This window comes from Kribbella turkmenica (assembly GCF_004348725.1).
In the GTDB taxonomy this organism is placed as follows: domain Bacteria; phylum Actinomycetota; class Actinomycetes; order Propionibacteriales; family Kribbellaceae; genus Kribbella; species Kribbella turkmenica.
This window is the reverse complement of record NZ_SMKR01000064.1, coordinates 1-23,996: the sequence shown is the minus strand read 5'-3', so window position 1 is coordinate 23,996 and position 23,996 is coordinate 1. Positions and strand designations below refer to the sequence as shown.

Annotated in this window: 25 protein-coding genes and 1 pseudogene; 11 read left to right on the top strand and 15 right to left on the bottom strand. The window is 69.1% G+C overall.

Translation table 11 applies throughout. The features are described 5' to 3' along the window. Together E1218_RS16475 and miaA are read right to left on the bottom strand one after the other, a co-directional pair. Positions 1-516 carry a SigE family RNA polymerase sigma factor gene (locus E1218_RS16475; RefSeq protein ID WP_132321001.1) on the bottom strand — a complete coding sequence of 172 codons (516 nt, stop codon included), beginning with the start codon at positions 514-516 and terminating at the stop codon, positions 1-3. Next, the gene (gene miaA / locus E1218_RS16470) at positions 503-1,480 is read right to left on the bottom strand and encodes a tRNA (adenosine(37)-N6)-dimethylallyltransferase MiaA (RefSeq protein WP_132320999.1); all 978 of its coding nucleotides are present in this window, start codon (positions 1,478-1,480) and stop codon (positions 503-505) included. The genes E1218_RS16475 and miaA overlap by 14 nt, the downstream gene beginning before the upstream one ends. Before the next feature lie 124 nt (positions 1,481-1,604). Here miaA and E1218_RS16465 point away from each other — a divergent pair, with 124 nt between their 5' ends. Both E1218_RS16465 and E1218_RS16460 read left to right on the top strand, forming a co-directional pair. Beyond that, entirely contained in the window at positions 1,605-1,826 is a 222-nt protein-coding gene (locus tag E1218_RS16465) for a hypothetical protein (RefSeq protein ID WP_132320997.1), read from the top strand. Between the two features lie 100 nt (positions 1,827-1,926). Next, complete coding sequence (locus tag E1218_RS16460; protein WP_132320995.1) at positions 1,927-2,172, top strand: antitoxin; 246 nt, start codon at positions 1,927-1,929, stop codon at positions 2,170-2,172. Positions 2,173-2,232: 60 nt separating this feature from the next. On the opposite strand, the gene E1218_RS16455 is transcribed toward E1218_RS16460, so the two are convergent. Beyond that, positions 2,233-3,459, bottom strand: a complete 1,227-nt coding sequence (locus E1218_RS16455; protein WP_132320993.1) for an RNA polymerase sigma factor — start codon at positions 3,457-3,459, stop codon at positions 2,233-2,235. Beyond that, positions 3,456-3,778: pseudogene (locus tag E1218_RS16450) on the bottom strand (YciI family protein). Before E1218_RS16450 ends, E1218_RS16455 begins: the two are co-directional and overlap by 4 nt. A 258-nt stretch (positions 3,779-4,036) precedes the next feature. Between E1218_RS16450 and E1218_RS16445 the strand changes: the two are divergent. Together E1218_RS16445 and E1218_RS16440 are read left to right on the top strand one after the other, a co-directional pair. Next, positions 4,037-4,486 carry an NUDIX hydrolase gene (locus E1218_RS16445; RefSeq protein ID WP_132320991.1) on the top strand — a complete coding sequence of 150 codons (450 nt, stop codon included), beginning with the start codon at positions 4,037-4,039 and terminating at the stop codon, positions 4,484-4,486. Positions 4,487-4,600: 114 nt separating this feature from the next. Beyond that, positions 4,601-6,412, top strand: coding sequence for a LamG-like jellyroll fold domain-containing protein (locus E1218_RS16440; RefSeq protein WP_132320989.1), 1,812 nt, complete (start codon positions 4,601-4,603; stop codon positions 6,410-6,412). Here E1218_RS16440 and E1218_RS16435 read toward each other — a convergent pair. Then, a complete protein-coding gene (locus E1218_RS16435) occupies positions 6,409-7,197 on the bottom strand; it encodes a phosphotransferase (protein ID WP_132320987.1) in 789 nt (262 codons plus the stop codon). The genes E1218_RS16440 and E1218_RS16435 overlap by 4 nt on opposite strands. Further along, positions 7,194-8,672, bottom strand: coding sequence for a tRNA (N6-isopentenyl adenosine(37)-C2)-methylthiotransferase MiaB (miaB, locus tag E1218_RS16430; protein ID WP_132320985.1), 1,479 nt, complete (start codon positions 8,670-8,672; stop codon positions 7,194-7,196). Before miaB ends, E1218_RS16435 begins: the two co-directional genes overlap by 4 nt. Before the next feature lie 168 nt (positions 8,673-8,840). On the opposite strand from miaB, the gene E1218_RS16425 reads away from it, so the two are divergent. The 4 genes from E1218_RS16425 to E1218_RS16410 all read left to right on the top strand — a co-directional run bounded on the left by E1218_RS16425 (position 8,841) and on the right by E1218_RS16410 (position 12,208). Next, on the top strand, positions 8,841-9,617 hold the full coding sequence (locus tag E1218_RS16425; protein WP_132320983.1) for an amino acid ABC transporter ATP-binding protein: 777 nt from the start codon (positions 8,841-8,843) through the stop codon (positions 9,615-9,617). Positions 9,618-9,663: 46 nt separating this feature from the next. Then, a complete protein-coding gene (locus E1218_RS16420; protein ID WP_132320981.1) occupies positions 9,664-10,506 on the top strand; it encodes a glutamate ABC transporter substrate-binding protein in 843 nt (280 codons plus the stop codon). An 80-nt stretch (positions 10,507-10,586) separates the two neighbouring features. After that, entirely contained in the window at positions 10,587-11,276 is a 690-nt protein-coding gene (locus tag E1218_RS16415) for an amino acid ABC transporter permease (RefSeq protein ID WP_132320979.1), read from the top strand. Beyond that, positions 11,273-12,208: an amino acid ABC transporter permease gene (locus E1218_RS16410; RefSeq protein ID WP_132320977.1), complete on the top strand. Its 936-nt coding sequence runs from the start codon at positions 11,273-11,275 to the stop codon at positions 12,206-12,208. The genes E1218_RS16415 and E1218_RS16410 overlap by 4 nt, the downstream gene beginning before the upstream one ends. A gap of 210 nt (positions 12,209-12,418) precedes the next feature. Here the strand turns inward: E1218_RS16410 and E1218_RS16405 are convergent, their stop codons facing one another. Beyond that, the gene (locus E1218_RS16405) at positions 12,419-13,708 is read right to left on the bottom strand and encodes an aspartate aminotransferase family protein (RefSeq protein ID WP_132320975.1); all 1,290 of its coding nucleotides are present in this window, start codon (positions 13,706-13,708) and stop codon (positions 12,419-12,421) included. A gap of 120 nt (positions 13,709-13,828) precedes the next feature. On the opposite strand from E1218_RS16405, the gene E1218_RS16400 reads away from it, so the two are divergent. Further along, positions 13,829-14,923, top strand: coding sequence for an LOG family protein (locus E1218_RS16400; RefSeq protein ID WP_132320973.1), 1,095 nt, complete (start codon positions 13,829-13,831; stop codon positions 14,921-14,923). 85 nt (positions 14,924-15,008) lie between these two features. On the opposite strand, the gene pdxY is transcribed toward E1218_RS16400, so the two are convergent. Next, positions 15,009-15,860, bottom strand: a complete 852-nt coding sequence (gene pdxY / locus E1218_RS16395; protein ID WP_132320971.1) for a pyridoxal kinase PdxY — start codon at positions 15,858-15,860, stop codon at positions 15,009-15,011. A gap of 30 nt (positions 15,861-15,890) precedes the next feature. Next, positions 15,891-17,009 (bottom strand): 23S rRNA (adenine(2503)-C(2))-methyltransferase RlmN, encoded by a 1,119-nt coding sequence (gene rlmN / locus E1218_RS16390; RefSeq protein ID WP_132320969.1) that lies wholly within the window; start codon positions 17,007-17,009, stop codon positions 15,891-15,893. Positions 17,010-17,150: 141 nt separating this feature from the next. Between rlmN and E1218_RS16385 the strand changes: the two genes are divergently transcribed. After that, positions 17,151-18,158, top strand: coding sequence for an LLM class flavin-dependent oxidoreductase (locus E1218_RS16385; protein ID WP_132320968.1), 1,008 nt, complete (start codon positions 17,151-17,153; stop codon positions 18,156-18,158). Here the strand turns inward: E1218_RS16385 and E1218_RS16380 are convergent. The 6 genes from E1218_RS16380 to rpsB all read right to left on the bottom strand — a co-directional run bounded on the left by E1218_RS16380 (position 18,151) and on the right by rpsB (position 23,056). Further along, positions 18,151-18,738, bottom strand: a complete 588-nt coding sequence (locus tag E1218_RS16380; protein ID WP_132320966.1) for a GNAT family N-acetyltransferase — start codon at positions 18,736-18,738, stop codon at positions 18,151-18,153. The genes E1218_RS16385 and E1218_RS16380 overlap by 8 nt on opposite strands. Before the next feature lie 10 nt (positions 18,739-18,748). Beyond that, on the bottom strand, positions 18,749-19,591 hold the full coding sequence (locus E1218_RS16375) for a phosphatidate cytidylyltransferase (RefSeq protein ID WP_132320964.1): 843 nt from the start codon (positions 19,589-19,591) through the stop codon (positions 18,749-18,751). Continuing rightward, positions 19,591-20,145: a ribosome recycling factor gene (gene frr, locus E1218_RS16370; RefSeq protein WP_233712270.1), complete on the bottom strand. Its 555-nt coding sequence runs from the start codon at positions 20,143-20,145 to the stop codon at positions 19,591-19,593. Before frr ends, E1218_RS16375 begins: the two co-directional genes overlap by 1 nt. A gap of 176 nt (positions 20,146-20,321) precedes the next feature. After that, positions 20,322-21,083 carry a UMP kinase gene (gene pyrH, locus E1218_RS16365; RefSeq protein ID WP_233712267.1) on the bottom strand — a complete coding sequence of 254 codons (762 nt, stop codon included), beginning with the start codon at positions 21,081-21,083 and terminating at the stop codon, positions 20,322-20,324. 46 nt (positions 21,084-21,129) lie between these two features. Then, entirely contained in the window at positions 21,130-21,948 is an 819-nt protein-coding gene (gene tsf / locus E1218_RS16360) for a translation elongation factor Ts (RefSeq protein WP_132320960.1), read from the bottom strand. Positions 21,949-22,135: 187 nt separating this feature from the next. Next, on the bottom strand, positions 22,136-23,056 hold the full coding sequence (rpsB, locus tag E1218_RS16355; protein ID WP_132320958.1) for a 30S ribosomal protein S2: 921 nt from the start codon (positions 23,054-23,056) through the stop codon (positions 22,136-22,138). Positions 23,057-23,556: 500 nt separating this feature from the next. Here rpsB and E1218_RS16350 point away from each other — a divergent pair. Next, on the top strand, positions 23,557-23,996 hold a 440-nt coding region (locus E1218_RS16350; protein WP_233712266.1), incomplete at its 3' end, for a murein hydrolase activator EnvC family protein.

Here is a 23,996-nt window from a genome sequence, read left to right as displayed (position 1 = left end):
TCAGCTACTCCCCGTCGCAGGATCCGTTTCCTCGCTCATCAGATCCTTCAGTCGTTTCAAGGCCTTGGCGGTCTGGCTCTTCACGGTGCCCTCGGTGCACTCCAGGATCCGTGCGCAACTGGCCACGTCCAGATCCTGGAAGTACCGCAGTACCAGGACGGCCCGTTGCCGCGGCGCCAGCTCCAGCAGCGCCCGCCGGACCGCGAGGGTGTCCACCGGGTCCACCTCGTCGGTGAGCCTCGGCTCGAACGTCTCCGCGGTCACCACCTCGGGGTGGCGGCCGGCCCGGCGGCGCTCGTCCAGGAACGCGTTGACCAGGATCCGGTGCGCGTACGGGCCCGCGCCCTCGCGCCGGATCCGGTGCCAGTGCACGTACACCCGCGTGCACGCGGTCTGGACCAGGTCCTCCGCGGTGTGCACGTCACCCGCGGTGAGCAGCAGTGCCGTCCTCATCAGTCGGGTTCGGTCCGCGAGCAGGTACTCGCGGAACTCGGCCTCACGGTCACCCCCTCGCATCTAAGGCCCCCAGGCCCTCTTCCATCCCGACTACGCCGCCGCCCCCGGTTCGGTTGCCTTCGGCTATCACGTTCAGTGCCTTCTCCACCAGGTCGGGGTCGTCGTACCGTAGCCACGTGATGCGCTGGTCCTTGCGGAACCACGTGTCCTGCCGCCGCGCGAACCGGCGGGTGGACCGGGCGGTCCGCTCCCGCGCCTCCTGCTCACTGATCTCACCGTCGAGCAACGCGATCACCTGCGAGTAGCCGAGGGCACGGTTGGCTGTCTTCCCCTCAAGCAAACCCTTGTTCAGCAGATCTCGCACCTCGTCCACGAAACCCGCGTCGAACATCCGGTCCACCCGCCGGCCGATCCGCTCGTCCAGCTCCGGGCGCGGTACGTCGATGCCGAGCTGCACGGCGCCCGGATAGACGTAGTGGTGCTCGGGCAGCGTCGCGACGTACGGACCACCGGTGATCTCGATGACCTCGAGCGCCCGCACGATCCGCCGGCCGTTGCTCGGCAGGATCTGCGCGGCCGCGGCCGGGTCCCGCTCCGCGAGCCTGGCGTGCAGCGCCCCGGAACCGATCTCCTCGAGCTCCCGCTCGAGCCGCTCCCGGACCGCCGCGTCCGTACCGGGGAAGACGAAGTCGTCCAGGATCGCCCGGACGTACAGCGCGGACCCGCCGGCCAGCACCGGGGTCACCTGCCGGCCGAGGCAGTCGTCGATCGCCGCGCGGGCCAGCTGCTGGAACTCGGCCACGGTCGCGGTCTCGGTCACGTCGAGGACGTCCAGCAGATGATGCGGTACGCCGTCGCGTTCCGCCGTACTGATCTTCGCCGTACCGATGTCCATCCCGCGGTAGACCTGCATCGCGTCGGCGTTCACCACCTCGCCGCGCAGGCGCTTGCACAGGGCAACGGACAGGTCGGACTTGCCGGCCGCGGTGGGACCGACGACCGCGACGACGAGTGGTTCGGCCATCGCTCCAGTCTGACAGGGCGCGGTTGAAGTCTTGGACAAGAGGGTGCCGCGGACCTTGTGGATGACCCTGGGTGTTCGGTAGGAACTCTGGAGATCGCAACACTCATACGGGAGGATGAACGACGTGACGAATCCGATCGAAGAAGGTCCCGACGCAGCCAAGGACGCCCTGGGCCTGGGGGAGGACGAGAAGGCCGACGCGCTGCAGAGCAGCGGCGGCGATGTCGAGTTCAGTGGTGGTGACGTCGAGTCCGGCGGAGACGTGGAGTCCGGCGGTGACGTGGAGTCCGGCGGAGACGTCGAATCCGGCGGAGACGTCGAGTCCGAGCCGGGTTCCGGCGTCTGATTTCAGCACAGCGGAGATCCCACAGTTCCGGCGTACGAGGTGCGAAGATCACCGTTAGCTGTCTGTAAGTACTCAACTACGCAGGAATGGGAGCCCCGTGATGGGCATCTTCGACAAGTTCAAGGGCAAGGCCGAGGACCTGAAGGACAAGGCCGGCGACCTCGTCGACCAGCACGGCGACAAGGTGGGCCAGGGTCTGGACAAGGCCGGTGACTTGGTCGACGAGAAGACGGGCGGCAAGTACGGCGACAAGATCGACCAGGGTGTCGACCAGGCCAAGGAGCGCCTCGACGGCCTCGACGGCCAGAACGACGACATCCCGGACAACCCGAACCGCCCCGCCTGATCGAACCCCGGAGGGCCGCAAGCATCGCTTGCGGCCCTCCGGCACGTCCACAGGACATGCCTACGCGAGCTGGTCTCGGCGGCGGGTGAGGTAGGCGGTTTCGGCGGTGTTGCCGGCGAGGGCGATGGCCTTGTCGTAGGCCTCGCGGGCCTGCTGACTGCGGCCGAGCCGGCGCAGCAGATCGGCGCGGGTCGCCTGGTACGCGTGATACCCGGCCAGTTGGTCGTCGAGACGGTCGACGGCGGCCAGCGCCACCTCCGGACCATCCAGTTCGGCCACCGCGATCGCCCGGTTGAGCGCAACGATCGGCGACGGGTCGATCCGCACCAACTGGTCGTACAGGGCAACAACCTGCGACCAGTCCGTGTCCCGTACGTCGCGAGCATCCGTGTGTACGGCGTTGATCGCGGCGAGGATCTGATACCGCCCCGGAGCCACCCCCGCGGCGAGACGCTCGCGCACCAGCCGATGCCCTTCCGCCACCATCGCCTTGTCCCAGGCCCCGCGATCCTGCTGGTCCAGCGAGACCAGCTCACCACTCGCCGAGACCCGGGCAGTACGACGTGCCTCGGTGAGCAGCATCAACGCCAGCAACCCAGCGACCTCACCGTCGCCCGGCAGCAGCCCCCGGATCAGCCGCGCGAGCCGGATCGCCTCGGCCGTCAGCTCGTGCCGGACCGGATCGGTGTCCGGCCCGGACGCCAGATAGCCCTCGTTGAACACCAGGAACAGGACAGCAAGTACCCCGGAGACCCGTCCGGGAAGATCCTCCGCCGACGGCACCCGGTACGGGATCCGGGCCGCCTTGATCTTCGCCTTCGCCCGCGTGATCCGCTGCCCCACCGTCGACTCCTGCACCAGGAACGCCCGGGCGATCTCGGCCACGGTCAGCCCACCGACCATCCGCAGCGTCAGCGCCACCCGCGCCTCCATCGCGAGCGCCGGGTGACAGCAGGTGAAGATCAGCCGGAGCCGCTCGTCGTCGATCACACCGAGAGGCCCGGGCGGGTCGTCGGACAACATCTGAGCCTCCCTGTGCTTGTCGTCGCGCTTGCTCTCGCGCCGGATCCGGTCGATGGCCTTGCGGTTGGCGGTGGTGGTCAGCCAGCCGCCGGGATTCGGGGGTACGCCGTCGGCCGGCCACCGCACGACCGCGGTCGCGAACGCCTCGGCGGCGGCCTCCTCGGCGATGTCGAGATCACCGAACCGCCGGGTCAGCGCGGCAACCACCCGCGCCCACTCCTCATGATGGACCCGGGTGATCGTCTCCTCGACCTCCACGCTCACAGGAACGGCCGCACCTCGACCCGCCGGTTGCACGCCTTCGACCCGTCCGCCGCGATCCTGAGCGCCACGTCGAGATCGGGCGCCTCGAAGATCCAGAACCCGGCCAGGTACTCCTTCGACTCCACGAAGGGCCGTCGGTGAACAACGGCTCCCCACCCCGGTTGTCGATCACGGTCGCCGTACTGGGCGAACTGAGCCCGCCCGCGAACACCCAGTGCCCCTCGGCCTGCACCCCCTGGTTGAACGCGCGGATCGCCTCCATCTCGTCCGGGGTGGCGGAGTTGGTTCTGTCATCGATCACGGAAACGAAGTACTGCATCTCGGTCCTCTCCCTCTCGAAGCCTGCTCACCCCTGCAACGAACACCCCACCCTCGATCCGACACCCACCCGGACTTTTCCACAATCAGCCGCACCACCGGCGCCGGGACGTCAGCGAGGTCCATCATGTCCACCCGCGGGATCACCCACGACACTCAGGCGCTCCCGCCGCACCGAAGGCGCCACCAGATCAGCAGCCTGAGGCGGTGTCCGTCTCAGTTCGTGTGGGTTGTCGGCGGGGGTGGTTAGGGTCAGGTCATGGATCGGTTTCGGGTCGTGCCGGCGGCTTACGTGGTGTTGCGGCGGGGCGATGAGGTGTTGATGTTGCTGCGCGCCGACACCGGCTACATGGACGGGTACTGGGCGGTGCCGGCCGGGCATGTGGAGAAGGGTGAGTCGGTGCTCGAGGCGGCCATCCGGGAGGTGCGCGAGGAGGTCGGGGTGGAGATCGAGCCGGGTGATCTCGTGCCGGTGACCGCGATGCACCGGACCGGTGGGAACGGCGATCCCATCGACGAGCGGGTGGATTTCTTCTTCACCGCGTCGAAGTGGCGTGGCGAGCCGCGGCTGATGGAGCCAGGGAAGGCTGATGGCCTCGACTGGTTCGCGCTCGACAAGCTGCCGGATCCGGTGGTGCCGCACGAGGCACGAGTGTTGGCGGGGCTGTACGGCGGAGGGTTGCCGGCCGTGATCGCCCACGGATTCTGAGCCTCCCACTCGCGCGGGACGAGGGTGCCCGACGAGCGTTCTCCTGGCGTTCACCGGCCCGAGCGCTGAACCGCTTTAGAGTTTCCTGCTGTGTCAGCGAACTCTGGAGGCGGAATGAACGAGCGGTACGACGGGACCAGCCGGCGGCGGCTGTTGCAGGCAGGGGCCCTCGGCGCCGGGGCGGTGATCGCGCCCGGCGTTCTCAGCACCGACAGCGCTGCGGCCGCGACGGCAGGCCGGGGACGCGTCGACACCGAGCACCCGCGCTTCACGCTCGCCGTCGTACCGGACACGCAGTACCTCTTCGACCTGGACCGCGGCGACTCGGCGCCGCTCGTCGCGAGCTTCGAGTACCTGATCGACCATCGCTCAGCCGAGAACCTCGTGTTCGTCGCGCACCTCGGCGACGTGGTGGAGAACGCGCAGCCGTCCGAGTTCGCCCAGGCCGACGCGGTGTTCAGGATCCTCGACCGGGCCCGGATGCCGTACTCTGTCCTGGCCGGCAACCACGACATCGACGCGTCGAAGGACGACACCCGCGGCGACTCGGCGTACCTGCGGACGTTCGGACCGCAGCGGTTCACGCGGATGGCGACGTACGGCGGTTCCACGCCGAACAAGTACAACAGCTACCACGTGTTCCGCGCGGCCGGGCGGCAGTGGTTGCTGCTGGCAATGGACTGGCGACCGTCGGACGCGAGTCTCGCCTGGGCCCGCGGGGTGATCGCGGCGCACCCGCGACTGCCGGTCATCCTGACCACCCACGAGCTGGTGAACGCCGACCACGGCAACCCGACCGCGTACTTCACCGACCACGGCAACCGGGTCTGGGACCAGCTGATCGACGGCAACGACCAGATCTTCCTCACCCTGAACGGGCACTTCTGGCCGCCCGGCCGGGTGACCCGGACGAATGCCGCCGGCAACGACGTGCACCTGCACCTGACCAACTACCAGGACCGGTACTACGGCGGTTCGGCGATGATCCGGCTGTACCACTTCGACCTGGCCCGGAACACGATCGACGTCGAGACGATCGCGCCCTGGATCATCGGCCAGGACCCGGCCCGGCGCAGCCAGCTGGCCGAGGGCGAGATCGAGCTCACCGACGACACGAACCGGTTCAGCGTCCCGCTGGACTTCGACCAGAGATTCGCGGGATTCGCCCCGATCCCGGTCCGCCCGGCGCGGCCGGCGCGGCAGCTCGTCGTCCCGGGCACGGTGGCGTACTGGCGGTTCGACGGGCCGCTCGCGGACCAGGTGACCGACCACTCGGGTCAGGGCAACCATCTGACCCGCGTGGACCTGACCAGCAACGGGATCACCGCGTCCCCCGAGTTCCACCCGGATCAGCCCGGGCACGCGAGCTGGCTGTTCGCCGGCGGCAAGAAGCCGGCCCGCGGCGGCTACCTGCGTACGGCGGACGACGCGCCACTCAACGCGATGACATTCACCAAGGGCTACACGATCGAGGCGTTCGTCAAGCTGACCGACGACGGCGCCGACCACGCCTGGCAGGGACTGCTCAGCCGGATGGGCACCGGCGCGGACGCGGGCAAGACCGGCAGCGATCCGTCCGAACCGGTCGTCAACCTCGGCTTCTCCGGCGGCCGTCAGCTGCAGTGGGCGGTGTACCCGGTCGACCGCAACGACACGTTCACCAACTGGGGCCACGAGCAACTCGCCGGCCACTGGTTCCACCTCGCGGTCGTCAACGACGCCCGGCACTCCACCCTGTACGTCGACGCCTCGCCGCTGCTCCGCAATCCGTCGACTCCGTCGAACGGGCTCGCCACGGCGGGCAAACCGTGGCTCGTCGGCGCGAACCACTACGACAACGTGATCGAGCAGGCCTTCGCCGGCCACCTCGGCGAACTGCGGATCGTCACCCGCGCGCTCGAGCCGGCCCAGTTCCTGAACGCCTAGAGATACGACCGGATCAGCTCGTCCTGCGCGGGCAGCAGCGCCAACTCCTCCAGTGTCAGGGTGACGTTGCGTCCGCGCTCGGCCAGCGCGTCCGGAAGGCCGGGCCTGGGGTCGATGGTGTCGGCGAGGTAGGCGCCGAGCGCCTCCCGCAGCAGCGGGCTCAAGGCGTCGAAGGACGGGTCGAGTGCGACCTGCGCGAAGATGATCGCGGTCATCGCGACGTCGAACGCCGCGGTGCCCTCGACGGCGTTGCGCCAGTCGATGACGACCGGTCCGTCGGCGGTCGCGATCACGTTCAGCGGGTGAAGATCCCCGTGGACGACGACCAGACCCGGCGTACCGCTCGGCGCCGGGATCGCCTGCAGGCGGCGGTGCAGGTCGGCGTGGATCTCGCCCACCTCGGCCGCGCTCACCTGCCCGGCGATCGCCGCGTCGCCAAGGGTCGGGCCGTCCAGTCGCTCGATCACCATGTCCGCACCGGAGACCTCGCGGACGGCCGGCACCGGGTAGTCGTACTGGGCGACGTGGCGCATGATGTCCGCCTCGTCCCGCACCGGGTGACCGTTGCGATAGCGCCGCAACACCCACGAGTCGTCGAGGGCGTAGACGTCCGCGTCCCGCCCGGCCGCGAACGGCTCGGCACCCGGCGGAAGGACTTCCGAATCAGGTCGCGCGGCTGACGACGAGACCTGCTCGTGGGCGGGCCGGGCATCACCCGGGCCGTCGCGGCCAGCCGACCCCTCGCCGCCGGCAGGCCCGCGGCTGACGGCAGGCTCGCCGGTCACCCGATCTGGCAGCCGCCGACCGCCGGCTCCAGCGGCTTGGCGCCGATCGTCGGCATCCCCAGCATCACGCCCGGCGTGCCCGCGTCAGGCGGGCTCTCCTGCGCCCGCTCCCACGCGTCACCGGCGCGCGTCCGCCGGACCGAACCGAAGACATCCGCGACCAGGTGGTGCGGAGCGCCGTACGTGACCTCGACCGTTGCCACGTCACCCGGTCGCGGCGCCTCGACACCCCCGGGGAGCGCGAAATGCACGAGCCGGTTGTCGCGAGCGCGCCCGCTGAGCCGGTGGGTGGCGGCGTCCTTGCGCCCCTCCCCCTCGGCCACGAGCACCTCGAGCGACCGCCCGACGATCTTCTTGTTCTCCTCCCAGGCCATCTCGTCCTGCAAGGCGACCAGGCGCTCGTACCGGTCCTGGACGACGTCGCGCGGGACCTGGTCGTCCATCGACTCCGCCGGCGTCCCGGGACGCTTGGAGTACTGGAAGGTGAAGGCGCCGGCGAAGCGTGCCTGCCGGACCACGTCGAGCGTGCCCTGGAAGTCCTCCTCGGTCTCGCCCGGGAAGCCGACGATGATGTCGGTGGTGATCGCCGCGTCCGGCATCGCCGCGCGCACGTCCTCGATGATCTTCAGGTACCGGTCGCGCCGGTACGAACGCCGCATCGCCTTCAGCACCCGGTCCGACCCGGACTGCAGCGGCATGTGCAGCGAGGGCATCACGTTCGGCGTCTCGGCCATCGCCTCGATCACGTCCGCGGTGAAATCCCGCGGATGCGGCGAGGTGAACCGGACTCGCTCCAGCCCGTCGATCGAGCCGCAGGCGCGGAGCAACTTGCCGAAGGCGTAGCGGTCACCGAACTCCACGCCGTACGAGTTCACGTTCTGACCGAGCAGGGTCACCTCGAGCACGCCCTCGGCGACCAGCGCTTCGACCTCGGCCAGTACGTCGCCCGGACGGCGGTCCTTCTCGCGGCCACGCAGCGACGGGACGATGCAGAACGTGCAGGTGTTGTTGCAGCCGACACTGATCGACACCCAGGCCGAGTACGGCGATTCGCGCCGGGTGGGCAGGGTGGACGGGAACACCTCGAGCGACTCGAGGATCTCGACCTGCGACTCCTCCTGCACCCGGGCCCGCTCCAGCAGGACCGGCAGCGAACCGATGTTGTGCGTGCCGAAGACGACGTCGACCCAGGGCGCCTTCTTGGTGATCGACGCCTTGTCCTTCTGCGCCAGGCAACCGCCGACGGCGATCTGCATGCCCGGCGTCTTCGCCTTCACCGGCGCGAGGTGGCCGAGGTTGCCGTACAACTTGTTGTCGGCGTTCTCCCGGACAGCGCAGGTGTTGAACACGACCACGTCGGCCTGGTCGCCCTCGGGCGCGCGGACGTAGCCCGCGTCCTCCAGCAGCCCGCGCAGCCGCTCGGAGTCGTGGACGTTCATCTGGCACCCGTAGGTGCGGACCTCGTAAGTACGCATGACAGCCACCTAGAGTACGTGCCACGGTGGACATTCCCCCACCTGGGACCGGCTCCGCCCAGCACGCTGTGACCGCCTCGTCACAGCCTGCTGGTCTATTGCAGATCGTTACCACCGTGGAACCGCCCAGCGCTGCGACGGCACCCCAGCCTCCGCTAGGTTCTGGCCATGAGCGATTCCGGCACCCTGACGCCAGACACCGAGAAGGCGGCCGGTCTGGTGGCCCTGACCGACGTCAACAAGCACTTCGGTGACCTGCACGTCCTGAAGGACATCAACCTGTCCATCGCCAAGGGCGAGGTCGTCGTGGTGATCGGCCCGTCCGGGTCCGGCAAGTCCACGCTCTGCCGCGCGATCAACCGCCTGGAGCCGATCGACTCCGGCAGCATCACCCTCGACGGACAGCCCTTGCCGAGCGAGGGCAAGCGGCTGGCCCGGCTGCGCGCCGACGTCGGGATGGTGTTCCAGGCCTTCAACCTGTTCGCGCACAAGACGATCCTGCAGAACGTCACGCTCGGGCCGACGAAGGTGCGCGGCCTGGGCAAGTCCGAGGCCGAGCAGAAGGCCCGGGCCCTGCTGGACCGGGTCGGGGTCGGCGCCCAGGCCGAGAAGTACCCGGCGCAACTGTCCGGCGGCCAGCAGCAGCGCGTGGCCATCGCCCGGGCGCTGGCGATGGACCCGAAGGTCATGCTCTTCGACGAGCCGACGTCGGCGCTGGACCCGGAGATGATCAAAGAGGTTCTCGACGTGATGGTCGACCTGGCCGGCCAGAGCATGACGATGATCGTGGTGACCCACGAGATGGGCTTCGCCCGGCGGGCGGCCAACCGGGTCGTGTTCATGGCCGACGGCCAGATCGTCGAAGAGGCCGAGCCGGAGAAGTTCTTCACCGATCCGCAGACCAAGCGGGCCCAGGACTTCCTGTCGAAGATCCTCACCCACTGACCGCCCTCGCCGTCACAGCGCAGTACCGAACAACGGAGGAAAGAACATGCGACAGCGAATCATCGCTGCCCTCGGCATCACGGTCCTGGCCGCGACCGGCCTGACGGCCTGCGGCGACGAGACCGACGCCGGCGGCGGCACCGCCGGCGGCGACAAGCTCGTGGTCGGCATCAAGTACGACCAGCCGGGTCTCGGCCTGAAGGAAGGCTCGAACTACACCGGCATGGACGTCGACGTCGCGAAGTACGTCGCCAAGGAGCTCGGCTACGAAGAGGGCAACGTCGAGTTCAAGGAGTCCCCGTCGGCTCAGCGCGAGAGCCTGCTCGGCAACGGGCAGGTCAAGATGATCTTCGCGACCTACTCGATCACCGACACCCGCAAGGAGAAGGTGTCCTTCGCCGGCCCGTACCTGGTCGCCGGCCAGGACCTGCTGGTCAAGGCCGACAACGGCGACATCACCGGACCGGAGGCCCTGAACGGCAAGAAGCTGTGCTCGGTGACCGGTTCGACCTCGGCCCAGAAGGTCAAGGACCAGTTCGCCAAGACCGTCCAGCTGCAGGAGTACGACACCTACTCCAAGTGTGTCGAGGCGCTGAGCTCGGGCGCGATCGACGCCGTCACCACCGACAACACGATCCTGGCCGGGTTCGCCGCGCAGAGCGCGAACGAGGGCAAGTTCAAGGTGGTCGGCAAGACCTTCTCCACCGAGCGCTACGGCGTCGGCCTGAAGAAGGGCGACACGGAGACCTGCACCAAGGTCAACGACGCGCTGAAGAAGATGGTCGACTCCGGTGAGTGGCAGAAGGCCTTCGACAAGAACCTCGGAACCGCCGGCCTGAAGCTCGACCCGGCGACCAACCCGCCGAAGACCTTCGACGCCTGCGCCTGACCTGAAGTGCCCGTGGGGAGGAGCCGGCACCGGTTCCTCCCCACGACTGGGTCTCGACCTCGATCCCCTGCGGGAGCACCATGGATGTGATCTCCGAGTTCTTCTCCGAGTACGACGGTCTCGGAGCCTTCAAGACCACCATCTACCTGACGCTGCTGTCGGCGCTGCTGGCACTGCTGATCGGCACGGTGGTGGCGGTCATGCGGGTCTCGCCGGTCCGGGTCCTGCGGTCGATGGGCAGCGCGTACGTCAACATCGTCCGGAACACGCCACTGACCCTGGTGATCGTGTTCTGCAACCTCGGCCTGTTCCTGCAGCTGGGCATCCAGCTGGCGGACCCGAACTCACCGACCTCGATCGACGACAACAACTTCCGGCTCGCAGTCCTCGGCCTGTCGGTGTACCACGCGGCCTTCGTCGCCGAGGCGATCCGTAGCGGCGTCAACACCGTGCCGCTCGGCCAGGCCGAGGCCGCCCGCGCGATCGGGCTGCCGTTCCTGAAAACACTGCGGTACGTCGTCCTTCCGCAGGCGTTCCGCGGTGCTGTCGCGCCGCTGGGCAACGTGCTGATCGCGTTGACCAAGAACTCCACCGTCGCTTCGGTGATCGGCGTGACGGAGGCCTCCGCGGTGATGAAGGTGATGATGGAGAACCGTCCGGACGTGATCTTCGTGGTGTTCGGCATCTTCGCCCTCGGCTTCGTCATCCTGACACTGCCGGTCGGCATCCTGTTCACCTCGTTGTCCAAGCGCCTGGCGGTGAAGCGATGAGCGGCAGCAGCGTTCTGTTCGACGCCCCCGGTCCACGGGCCAAACGGACGTACGCCGTCGTCGGCGTCGCGAGTGTCGCCGTTCTGCTGCTGATCCTGTGGTTCGTGGTCGACAAGCTGAACGAGAAGGGTCAGCTGACCGCGGCCAAGTGGGAGCCGTTCCTCACCGGCGAGATCTGGACCGAGTACCTGATCCCCGGCCTGATCGGAACGCTGACCGCGGCCGCGATCTCGGTCGTCCTGGCGCTGACGCTCGGCATCCTGCTCGGTGTCGGGCGGCTGTCCTCATCGGCCTGGATCCGGTGGCCGTGCAGCATCGTCGTCGAGTTCTTCCGCGCCGTTCCGGTGCTGATGATGATGCTGTTCAGCTACGCGCTGTTCGGCTACTACAACCTGTTCCCGTCCGAGCGGCTGCCGCTGGCCGCGGTGATCACCGGCCTGATGTTCTACAACGGTTCGGTCGTCGCCGAGCTCGTCCGCTCCGGCGTGTACGCGCTGCCGAAGGGGCAGGGCGAGGCGGCGATGGCGATCGGCCTCACCAACGGCAAGGCGATGCAGCTGATCCTGTTGCCGCAGGCAATCACGGCGATGCTGCCGGCCATCGTCGGCCAGCTGGTCGTGATCCTGAAGGACACCGCACTGGGCTACATCATCACGTACGAGGAACTGCTGCGGAAGGCGGAGCAGATCGGCAACTACAAGTCGAACCTGCTGCCGGCCCTGATCGTGGTGGCCGCGATCTTCGTGATCGTGAACTACTTCCTCGGGGTGCTGGCCCACCGGGTCGAGGCCCTGATGCGCCGCCGCGGCCGGTCCGCCGGCGGTCCGCTCGCGCCCGAGCAGGTCGACCGGTCCGCCGTCGGCGGCGCCGTGGCCGTCGGCGTCACCGCCGACGCCGCCGCACCGGACGGAACGCCCGGCCCGGGCAACTGAGCACGTAGGCCGTCAACGGGTCCCGGGAGCCACTCCCGGGACCCGTTCCTCTTGCTGCAGCACTGACGACCCTTGCTGTCAGGTGGCTACTGACAGTAAGCGAGATGATCAGGTGGGAGATCACCGCGAGGAGCTCGGCTGGTTTGCCTGTCGGAGCTGCACCTGAGCTGAACGACGCCGGGCCGGCGGGCGACCGGCCCGGCGTTGTGCTCAGCGCAGGGTGTTGAAGGAGTCGCGGATGATGTCGAGAGCCTCGGTGGTCTCGGCTTCGGTAAGGGTCATCGGCGGGGCCATCCGCAGCACGTTGCCGTAGAGGCCGCCCTTGCCGACGAGGAGGCCGCGGTTCTTGGTCTCCTGCTGGAGTCTCGCGGTGGTGGCCGGGTCCGGGCTGTTGTCGTCGGGTCTGACGATCTCGGCCGCCAGCATCAGGCCCTTGCCGCGGACGTCGCCGAGCTCGGGGAACTCCTCGGAGATCCCGCGCAGTCCGTCGGCCAGCTGGGCGCCGCGCTTGGCGGCGTTCGCCTGCAGGTCCCTGTCGAGCAGGTAGTCGATGGTCGCCTTGGCGGCGCTGGTGGAGATCGGGTTGCCGCCGAAGGTGGACAGCGAGTTCGCGCTCAGGCTGTCCATCAGGTCCGGCCGGGCAACCACGCCACCGATCGCGAACCCGTTGCCCAGGCCCTTGGCGAACGTCATCGCGTCCGGCACGACGTCGTGTGCCTGGATCCCCCAGAAGTGCTCGCCGGTGCGACCCCAGCCAGTCTGCACCTCGTCGGCGATCAGCAGGATCCCGTACTCGTCCAGGACCTTCTTGAAGGCGCCGTACAGACCGTCGGGCGGTGACGAGAACCCGCCGACGCCCTGGATCGGCTCGACGATCAAGCAGGCGACGTCGCCCGCGGTGGTGGTCTCGATGACGTTGCGCAGGTCGTCGACGCACACCTTGATGTACTCGGCGTCGGGCAGGTCGCGGAACGGGCTGCGGTACCGGTACGCACCCTGCACGTACTGCACGTTCACCGGCGACAGGCTGCTCGCCGACCAGCCGCGGTTGCCCGTGATCGCGACCGTGCCGAAGCCGCGGCCGTGGTACGAGTTCCGCATCGCCAGCACCTGGTTGGACCGGCGGTTCTGGGTGGCGAGCAGCATGGCCGCCTCGTTCGCCTCGGTCCCGGAGTTCGCGAAGAACACCTTGGCGTCCGGGATCCCGGACAGCTCGGCGATCTGCTCGGCCAGCTCGATCTGCTTGCGGATCAGGTACACGGTCGAGGTGTGCGCGATCCCGGTGGCCAGTTGCTCGCGCACCGCGTCGGAGATCTCCGCGATGTCGTAGCCGATCGCGTTGGTCAGGATGCCGGCGAAGAAGTCGAGGTAGGTGTTCCCCTCGCCGTCGGTGACCCGGCGGCCGGACCCCCGCACGATCTCGATCGGCTCCTCGTAGTACAACGCGAGCCAGTCCGGCATGACGGCCTTGTGACGCTCCCAGAGCTCCGCATGTGTCATGCCCCAAGCATTACCTCATCGCACCGCCTCCTCATAGCCGGGGCCGGTGAAATGCCGGAGGACTGCGAACTCGGTTCAGGGTCCGTTCGGGGTGCGTTCCGGGCCGTTAGGGTGCTGCTCGTGACACTGCCGAGCATTCCGCACGTCGACATCGAGTCGCTCGCCCACTTCGACCGGGTCGTGGCCGCCGGGGCCGTGACGATGGAGGGCTGGCGGATCCAGTCCGTCGACCTCTCCGGCCGGACGGCGGATCTCCTGGGCATGGATCCGCGGGGCTCGCTGTTCCTCGGCTGCGTTCTGGACGAGAAGGCGGAGGCCTGGATCCGCGCCGGCGGCGGCCTGGTCTTCCCCACGATCCCGGCCCTGCCCTTCGACGCCTACCGCGGCGAGCTGTACGACGCCGACGAGCTCTTCGCCGGCCTCGAGAGCGGGTACGACGCGACCCCGGACGCCAAGATCTACGCCTGGTCCCGGCAGCATGACGAGAAGGGCGACACCAGCCGCACTCTCGCCTCGGCCCTGCACGACCACGCCATCGCCGACGCGCTCACCGAACTGCCGGACCACAGGCCGTGGATCGGGGTCATGGGTGGCCACGGGGTCGCTCGCGGCAGCACGGCGTACCGCTCGGCCGTGCTGTTAGGCCGCACGCTCGCCCGGGCCGGTCATACCGTGGTCACCGGCGGCGGTCCGGGAGCGATGGAAGCGGCCAATCTGGGTGCCTCACTGGCCGAGTACGACGACTCCGCGCTCGACTCGGCGCTGTCTGCACTGGCCGCCGTACCGTCGTTCCGTCCGTCGGTCGCCGCGTGGGCCGCGGCAGGGCTCGACGTACGGCGTCAGTTCCCGGGCGACGGTGGAGTGTCGATCCCGACGTGGTTCTACGGTCACGAGCCGCCGAACGTGTTCGCGTCGTCGATCGCGAAGTACTTCTCCAACGCCCAGCGCGAGGACGTCCTGCTGCGCCGCGCCCGCGGCGGCATCCTCTACCTCCCCGGCGCGGCCGGCACGGTCCAGGAGATCTTCCAGGCCGCCACCCCCAACTACTACGGCGACCAGGCCACCCAGATCCCGCTCGTCCTCGTCGGCATCCATCACTGGACCGTCAACCTCCCGGTCTGGCCCCTCCTCCAGTCCCTGGCCGCCAACCGCCCGATGTCCGCCTCGATCCACCTGGTCGACACCATCGAAGAAGCCGCCACCCTCATCAGCTGAGGAGCCACGTCTTCCTCCCGGAAGGCACGACGGTAGAACCCGCGGGCGGCCGGGTTGCCGACCACTGCGGCGTTCAGCGTTGCGCCTAGACGACCTGGCGAGGAGTGAACTCCAGCTTCGGGTGTGCGTACGCCTCCTGTGACTCGACCAGCTGCAACTCGCGCTGCCCCGACTCATGGGTACGCGAGAGCAGCTCGAAGACGCTCGAGGTCGTGTGGGCGAGCGCCTCCGCGAGATCACCGGTGCGGCGGTGGTGCGCAGTGAAGAGGGCAGCCGTCACGTCGCCCGAGCCGTTCGCCTTCATCGGGATGTACGGCGTCTGCACGAGCCATGCACCGCCGTCCCCGACGGCCAGCATCTCGATCGTGCCCTCCTCGCGGTCGGGCCGCTCGACACTGGTGACGAGCACCGTGCGCGGACCGGTCGCGCGGACCAGCTCGACCGAGGCCAGCGTGGACTCGAGCGTGTCCGGCTCCGTGCCGGTCAGAAAGCCCAGCTCGAACTGGTTGGGCGTGATGAGGTCCGCCGCCGGAACGACCCGGTCGCGCAGGAGCACAGGGATCGCCGGGGCGACGAAGCAACCGGACTTCGCGTTGCCCATCACCGGGTCGCAGGAGTACACCGCCGCGGGATTGGCCGCCTTCACCCGCTTCACCGTCTCGAGGATCACCTCCGCGATCCCCTCGCCGCCCTGGTAGCCGGAGAGCACCACGTCGATCTGCGGCAGAACTCCCCGCTCCTCGATCCCCAGCAGAACCTCGCGTACGTCGTCCGGACTGATCAACGGCCCCCGCCAGGCCCCGTACCCGGTGTGATTCGAGAAGTTCACCGTGTACACCGGCAACACCTCGACCCCGATGCGCTGCAGCGGAAACACTGCTGCCGAGTTCCCCACATGGCCATAGGCAACAGCCGACTGAATCGAGAGGATCTTCACCTCCCGATCATCCCACTCCGCTGATCGGCCTCAGCGACTGGTGGCGGCCAGCTGGCCGCAGGCGCCGTCGATCTCCTGGCCGCGGGTGTCGCGGACGGTGGTCGGGATGCCGCCGGCCTGCAGCCGGCGGACGAACTCCCGCTCGTCGGCCGGGTCGGACGCGGTCCACTGGGAGCCCGGCGTCGGGTTCAGCGGGATCAGGTTGACGTGCACCCAGCCCCAGTCGCCACGGGCCGCCAGCTTCTCGGCCAGCAGGTCCGCGCGCCAGGCGTGGTCGTTGATGTCGCGGATCATCGCGTACTCGATCGACACCCGGCGCTTGGTCTGCTGCGCGTACGCCCAGGCCGCGTCGAGCACCTCGTCGACCTTCCAGCGGTTGTTGATCGGCACGAGCTCGTCGCGCAGTTCGTCGTCCGGGGCGTGCAGGGACAGCGCGAGCGTGACCGGGATGCCCTCGGTGGCGAGCTGGTTGATCCGCGGCACCAGCCCGACGGTCGACACGGTGACGCCCCGGGCGGAGATGCCGAGGCCCTCCGGCGACGGGTCCGTGAACCGCCGGACGGCGCCGATCACGGCCGTGTAGTTCGCCATCGGCTCGCCCATGCCCATGAACACGATGTTGCTGACCCGGCCGGGACCGCCGGCGATCTCACCGCGGGCCAGCGCGCGGGCGCCGTCGACGACCTGCTCGACGATCTCCGCCGTGGTCATGTTCCGGGTCAGCCCGGCCTGGCCGGTCGCGCAGAACGGGCACGCCATCCCGCAACCGGCCTGCGAGGACACGCACATGGTGGCGCGGTCCGGGTACCGCATCAGCACGGACTCGACCAGCGAGCCGTCGAGCAGCTTCCACAGCGTCTTGCGGGTCTGCCCGTTGTCGCACTCCAGGTCGCGCACCCGGGTGAGCAGCGGCGGCATCAGCTCGGCGACCAGCTTGTCGCGGGTCGCGGCCGGCAGGTCGGTCATCTCGGCCGGGTCGGACACCAGCCGGGAGAAGTAGTGGTTCGACAGTTGCTTGGCCCGGAACGCGGGCTCCCCCAGCGCGGCGACCGCCGTACGCCGCTCCTCGCCGCTCAGGTCGGCCAGGTGCCGCGGCGGCTTCTTGGCACGGCGTGGCTCGTCGAACACCAGCGGAAGGGAGGTAGTCATAACCGATCCATTGTCGCCCGCCGCCGGCGCCTTTCACAAATTCACATCCAGGACGTGCGGAGGATCACAGCCGTCCTGATCGCCGACCCGTTCCGTCCAGATCGAAGGAATGGGCTTCCCGGACCGACCGTTGGAACTCGTATGTCTGCCTTGGCCGGTGTGCCCCTGTCCGTGCTCGATCGTTCGCGGACCCGGATAGGCGAGTCGGAGGCGGAGACTCTGCGACAGACGGTCGCGCTCGCGCAGCAGGTGGAAGAGCTCGGCTACGAACGCTTCTGGGTTTCGGAGCACCACAGCGTCCCCGGAGTAGCCGGATCAGCGCCGACCGTGCTGGCCGCGGCCGTCGCAGCCGGCACGAGGCGGATCCGGGTCGGCACCGGCGGCGTGATGCTGCCGAACCACCGCCCGCTCGTGGTCGCCGAACAGTTCGGCGTGCTCGAGTCCCTCTTCCCTGGCCGCATCGACATGGGTCTGGGCCGGTCGGTCGGCTTCACCAACGGCATCCGCCGAGCACTCGGCGTCGAGAAGGACGCCGCCGAGGACTTCGCGGACCAGGTGCGAGAACTCCTCGGCTACTTCGACGGGACCCAGCAGAACCATCCACAGGTCCACGCCCGCCCAGGCGAGGGACTCCGCGTCCCGCCTTTCGTCCTCGCTGTCGGCGAAGGCGCACTCCTGGCCGCCTCGCTGGGTCTCCCCCTGGTCATCGCCGGCGTCAGAGCCGAGTCGGACCTGCTGCGGCTGCTGGACCGCTACCGCAGCGAGTCCCAGCCGTCCACGTGGGCCCCGCGGCCGTACGTCGTACTGGCGGTGACTGCTGCGGTTGCCGCGACCACAGAGCAGGCTCGTCAGCTACTACTGCCTGAGGCGTGGTCCAGCGCGTACTCGCGCACACGCGGCGTCTTTCCGCCCTTGGAGCCGGCGCAGGACCGGGACATGACCGAGAAGGAGCGCGGCTTCTTCGAGCAGACCCTGCGCGGCCAGATCTACGGGGCCCCTTCGGAGGTCGACGAAGCGCTGGGCGGGCTGGTACGCCGCACCGCCGCCGACGAGGTGTTGCTGACGACAAGCACCTACGACCGGTCGGACCTGCTCGCGTCGTACGCTGCCCTCGCCGAGCTGGCCGGGACACGCAGCACCGTCAGCTGAGCCGGTCCTCGAGCCGCTTGCGGACCTCCGGCCACTCGTCGGCCAGGATCGAGAACACCACGGTGTCGCGGAACGACCCGTCTGCGAGCCGCTTGTGCCGGCGCAGCACGCCCTCCCGGGTCGCGCCCAGCTTCGCGATCGCCGCCTGGGACCGGGCGTTCGCCGTACCGGTCTGGATCTTCACCCGGCCGAAGCCGCAGTCCTCGAACGCGTGCCGCAGCAGCAGGAGTTTGCACTCCGGGTTGACCGCGGTCCCCCAGACCGCCGGCGCGTACCCGGTCCAGCCGAGGTGGACCGACTCGTTGCCGAGGTCGACGTCGCCGAGGCTCGTCGTACCGACGACGGTGCCGTCGGCAACCAGCCGGACGACGTAGGCCACCCGCTGGGCGGACGACTCCACCCACTGCTCGGCCATCTCCGCCGCGTTCGCGGCGAGGCCGGCGACACCACCGCCGAATCCGGACTCGTACACCTGCTCGTGCGCGATCGCGTCGAACAGCGGTTCGATGTCGGCGGCAACGAGTCGGTCCAGCCGTACGACGTTGCCGGCGAGCGGCCGGCCGTCGGGCGCGATCGTCATGAGGTCCTCATCAGGCGAGCAGGTGGAGCAGCAGCCAGACCGCGGGAGCCGTTGCCAGCAAGGAGTCCAGCCGGTCCATGACGCCGCCGTGACCCGGCAGCAGGTTGGACATGTCCTTGATGCCGAGGTCGCGCTTGATCATCGACTCGCCGAGATCGCCCACGGTCGCGGTGCACACGGCGACCGCACCGATGATCGCACCGGCCCACCAGTGCCCGTCCAGCAGCCAGACGACCGAACCTATGCCGGCGCCGATACAGCCGAGCGTCGAACCCGCGAAGCCCTCCCAGGACTTCTTCGGGCTGATGGTCGGCGCCATCGGATGCTTGCCGAACAGCACACCGGCGGCGTAGCCGCCGACATCGCTGGCGACCACGACCAGGAAGAACGTCAGCACCCGCTGCGGGCCGTCCGCCTCCGGCTGGACCAGCAGGATCGCGAACCCGGCCAGCAACGGGACGTAGCCGATCAGGAACACGCCGGCGCTGGTGTCGCGGACGAAGCCGACCGAGCCCCCCGGCATCCGCCAGAAGATCGTCGCCAGCACCGTGAGCGCCATCGCGACCAGCAGCGCCATCGGGCCGCCGAAGTACGCCGCGACCAGCATCGCCGCCGTACCCACGAACAACGGAATGCGCGGGATGACCGCGCCGCCCGTCCGCAGCGCCTTGATCATCTCGTCGACGGCCAGCAGCACGACCGCCAGCACGAGGAACGCGAACAGCACCTTCTGCCAGAACAACGACCCGAGGATCAGTGCGCCGAGGCCGACCCCGACCGCGATCGCCGCCGGCAGGTTGCGGCCGGCGCGGCTCGGGCTGGGACTCGGCGCGGGCGTGCTCTCGACGCCCATCACACCTCGAGCAGTTCGGCTTCCTTGTGCTTGAGCAGGTCGTCGATCGAGTCGACGTACTTCTTCGTCAACCCGTCGAGCCGCTTCTCAGCACTCTTGCCCTCGTCCTCGCCCGCGTCGCCGCCCTTGACGGTCTTGTGCACCTGGTCCATGGCGTGCCGGCGGATGTTGCGCACCGAGACCCGGGCCTCCTCGGCCTTGGACTTGGCGACCTTGATGTACTCCTTGCGCCGCTCCTCGGTCAGCTGCGGCATGACCACCCGGATCACCGCGCCGTCGTTACCCGGGTTCACGCCCAGGTCGGAGTCGCGGATCGCCTTCTCGATCGCCGCCATCGCGCCCTTGTCGTACGGCGAGATCAGCACCGTGCGGGGTTCCGGCACCTGGAAACCGGCCAGCTGCTGCAGCGGCGTCGGGCTGCCGTAGTAGTCGGCCAGGATGCCCGCGAACATCTGCGGGTGGGCCCGGCCGGTGCGGATCGCGGCGAAGTCGTCCTTCGCGAATTCCACGGCCTTCGCCATCTTCTGCTCGGCTTCGCGGAGAGCTTCGTCGATCACGACATTCCTCGCTTCCTCAGGGCCGCCTCGGCGCGGCCTCCCCAAACCAACAACACAGCAACCTACGAACGCAGGTTTACCAGACAACGGACGTCATGCCCGTATGTCGACCGATCCTAGTGCTTGTCCGCCGCGGGGCCGATCCCGGTCCTCCGGTACGGCGTACGCCGTACTCACTGACCGGGTGAGACGACCGTCCCGATCTTCTCGCCGTGGACGACCCGGGCGATGTTGCCCTCCTCCAGGCCGAAGATCACGATCGGCAGCGCGTTGTCGCGGGCCAGGCTGATCGCGGTGGCGTCGGCGACGCGCAGGCCGCGGGCGAGGAAGTCGTCGTACGAGAGCTGGTCGAATTTCACCGCGTCCGGGTTCTTCTTCGGGTCGGAGTCGTAGACCCCGTCCACCCCCTGCTTGCCCATCAGCAGGGCCTCGGCACCGATCTCCAGCGCCCGCTGGGCGGCGACCGTGTCGGTGGAGAAGTACGGCATGCCGGAGCCGGCGCCGAAGATGACCACGCGGCCCTTCTCCAGGTGCCGCTCCGCCTTGCGCGGGATGTAGGGCTCGGCGACCTGGCCCATCGTGATCGCGGTCTGCACCCGGGTCTCGATACCGAGCTTCTCGAGGAAGTCCTGCAACGCCAGGCAGTTCATCACCGTGCCGAGCATGCCCATGTAGTCGGCGCGGTTGCGCTCCATCCCGCGCTGCTGCAGCTCGGCGCCGCGGAAGAAGTTGCCGCCACCGACCACCACGGCGACCTGAACACCGGCCCGGGCCACCTCGGCGATCTGCTTGGCGATCGAATTCACCACGTCGGGATCGACGCCGAGCTTGCCGCCGCCGAACACCTCACCCGACAGCTTGAGCAGCACCCGGTGATAGGCCGGGGCGAACGGCGAAGAGGCCGGACTCGTCTCGGTACCCAGGGTTTCCGTCACGATTCCGGCCTCCTCGATCGTTGCTGTGCCGCAGGTCCTTCGAAGGTCAGGCGCCGACCTCGAAGCGGGCGAACCGCTTCACGGTCACGCCGGCCTCGTCGAGCACGGCCTTGACGGTCTTCTTGCTCTCCTGGACCGACGGCTGCTCGAGCAGCACGACCTCCTTGAAGAAGCCGTTCACCCGGCCCTCGACGATCTTCGGCAGCGCCTGCTCCGGCTTGCCCTCCTCGCGGGCGGTCGCCTCGGCGATCCGCTTCTCGTTCTCGACCGTCTCGGCCGGGACCTCGTCGCGGGTGGTGTACAGCGGGCGCATCGCGGCGGCCTGCATGGCGGCGCCGCGGGCGGCGTCCACGTTGTCACCCTCGAACTCGACCAGGACGCCGACCTGGGCCGGCAGGTCCGCGGCACGCTTGTGCATGTACGCCGCGACCTTGCCGTCGAACACGGCCACCCGGCCGAGCTCGAGCTTCTCGCCGATGACCGCGGCCAGCGCCTCGATGTTCTCGGCGACGCTTTTGCCGTCGGCCAGCTTCTCGCTCAGCAGGCCCTCGACGTCGCCCACCTTGCTCGCCGCGGCGTGCGCGACGATGTCGGCGGCGAGCTGCTGGAACTGCTCGTTCTTCGCGACGAAGTCGGTCTCGCAGTTGAGCTGCACCAGGGCGTTCTCCGCCGCGGCCACCAGGCCGTTGGTGGCGGAGCGCTCGGCGCCGCGCTTGGCGGCCTTGGCCGCGCCCTTGATGCGCAGCTCCTCGATCGCCTTCTCGAAGTCGCCGTCGGTCGCCTCGAGCGCCTTCTTCGCGTCCATCATGCCCGCGCCGGTGGCGTCGCGGAGCTTCTTCACGTCAGCGGCGGTGTAGTTCGCCATTCCTCGTTCTCTCGTCTTGTCGGTGCGTCAGCTTGGGGGACTGCGGCGGGCGGTTTCCCGGCCCGGCCGCGAGGTGTTCCGGCCGGTGTGTACCGCGGTGGTTCTCCGGTACCCCGTTCCGGCCGGTCTGCGGTGGGCCGTACGGTCCGGGTCGGCCGCCCGGCGCGAGCCGGGCGGCCACAGGCACTCAGGCCTGGTCGGACTTCTCGGACGCCTCGGCCGGGTCGACCGGCACGACCGGGGTGTCGTCGGCCTTGGCGACGGTCTCCGCGACCGCACCGGACTCGGCGACCGGCGGCTGCTCGGCCACCGCGTCGGTCTTGGCGGTGCCGTTCTGGCTCTCCAGCAGCTCCCGCTCCCAGGCGGCCAGCGGCTCCTCGGCGCCCAGCTCCTCACCGGCCGCGGCGGCGCCCTGGCCCGAGCGGGCCATCAGGCCGTCGGCGACGGCGTCGGCGACCACGCGGGTCAGCAGGCCGACCGAACGGATCGCGTCGTCGTTGCCCGGGATCGGGAAGTCGACCTCGTCCGGGTCGCAGTTGGTGTCCAGGATGCCGATGATCGGCAGCTTCAGCTTGCGCGCCTCGTCGACGGCGAGGTGCTCCTTCTTGGTGTCCACGATCCACACGGCGGCCGGAACTCGGGCCATGTCGCGGATACCGCCGAGGGTCTTCAGCAGCTTGTCGTGCTCGCGCCGCTTCTGCAGCAGCTCCTTCTTCGTGACGCCCGAACCTGCGACGTCGTCGAAGTCGATGAGCTCGAGCTCCTTGAGCCGCTGGAGCCGCTTGTTGACGGTCTGGAAGTTGGTGAGCATGCCGCCCAGCCAGCGCTGGTTCACATAGGGCATGCCGACCCGGGTCGCCTGCTCGGCGATCGCTTCCTGGGCCTGCTTCTTGGTCCCGACGAACAGGATCGAGCCGCCGGAGGCGACAGTGCTCCGGACGAACTCGTAGGCGCGGTCGATGTACGACAGCGACTGCTGCAGGTCGATGATGTAGATGCCGTTGCGCTCGGTGAGGATGTAGCGCTTCATCTTCGGGTTCCAGCGCCGGGTCTGGTGCCCGAAGTGCACGCCGCTCTCAAGGAGCTGCTTCATGGTCACGACGGCCATGAGGGTGTTTCCTCCTGTCGGCCCGGGCGCTCATCCGGGCCTTTTGTCGGCCCGGGGCGCAGTTCCTGTCCGGGCCTACTCGGTTGGCTCGCGGCGGACCGGGCGGCCCGCCACTCCTGATGCCCGTCGCACGAACTCATCCCGGCGTCAGCCGGGACCGAGGAGAACGCGCTCTTGTGCGGGCATGCGTAGTCGTCCCACTCGCATGGGACGCCACCGGCAGTGTACGGGACCACCCCCGCGGAAGCGAACCGGGCACAGGGTTGTCCACAGCCCCGGAACTCACCCGCCGTGAGCAACCGATTCCACGGCACATTCCAACCATGAACCCCTTCCGACGTCCCCGGCCCGATCTGCCCGTCCCCGATCCCACTGCCCGCTTCGCCCTACGTCTTCGCCGAGCCGTCTCGCCGCTGTCCCGGGACACCGTTCCCCTCCCCCCTGCAGACCTGCCACGATGTCCGATCCTGGCCCGGTTCAGGCCTGCCGGATTTCGGGCGGTGGCACCGCTCGCCGTGGCTGCTGGGCCACTCGCATTGTCCGCCGCGACCGCCGTTCCGGCCGCAGCCGCGGCCGATCCTGCCGTCTGGCCGCTGACACCCCGACCAGCCGTCGTACGCGCGTTCGACCTGCCGGCCGAACCCTGGCTCCCCGGCCACCGCGGCGTCGACCTCTCCGGCTCACCAGGACAACCCGTCCGCGCCGCAACCGCCGGCACGATCACGTACGCCGGCCAACTGGCCGGCCGCGGCGTCGTCGTGATCTCCACCGGCCCACGCCGTACGACGTATGAGCCGGTCGTCCCATCGGTCGAAGTCGGCACCGCGGTCCGCCCAGGAAGCGTCATCGGCCGACTATCGGCAGCCGGCTCACACTGCGCACCCGCAACCTGCCTCCACTGGGGGCTGATCCAAGGCACCCAGTACCAGAACCCCCTGAT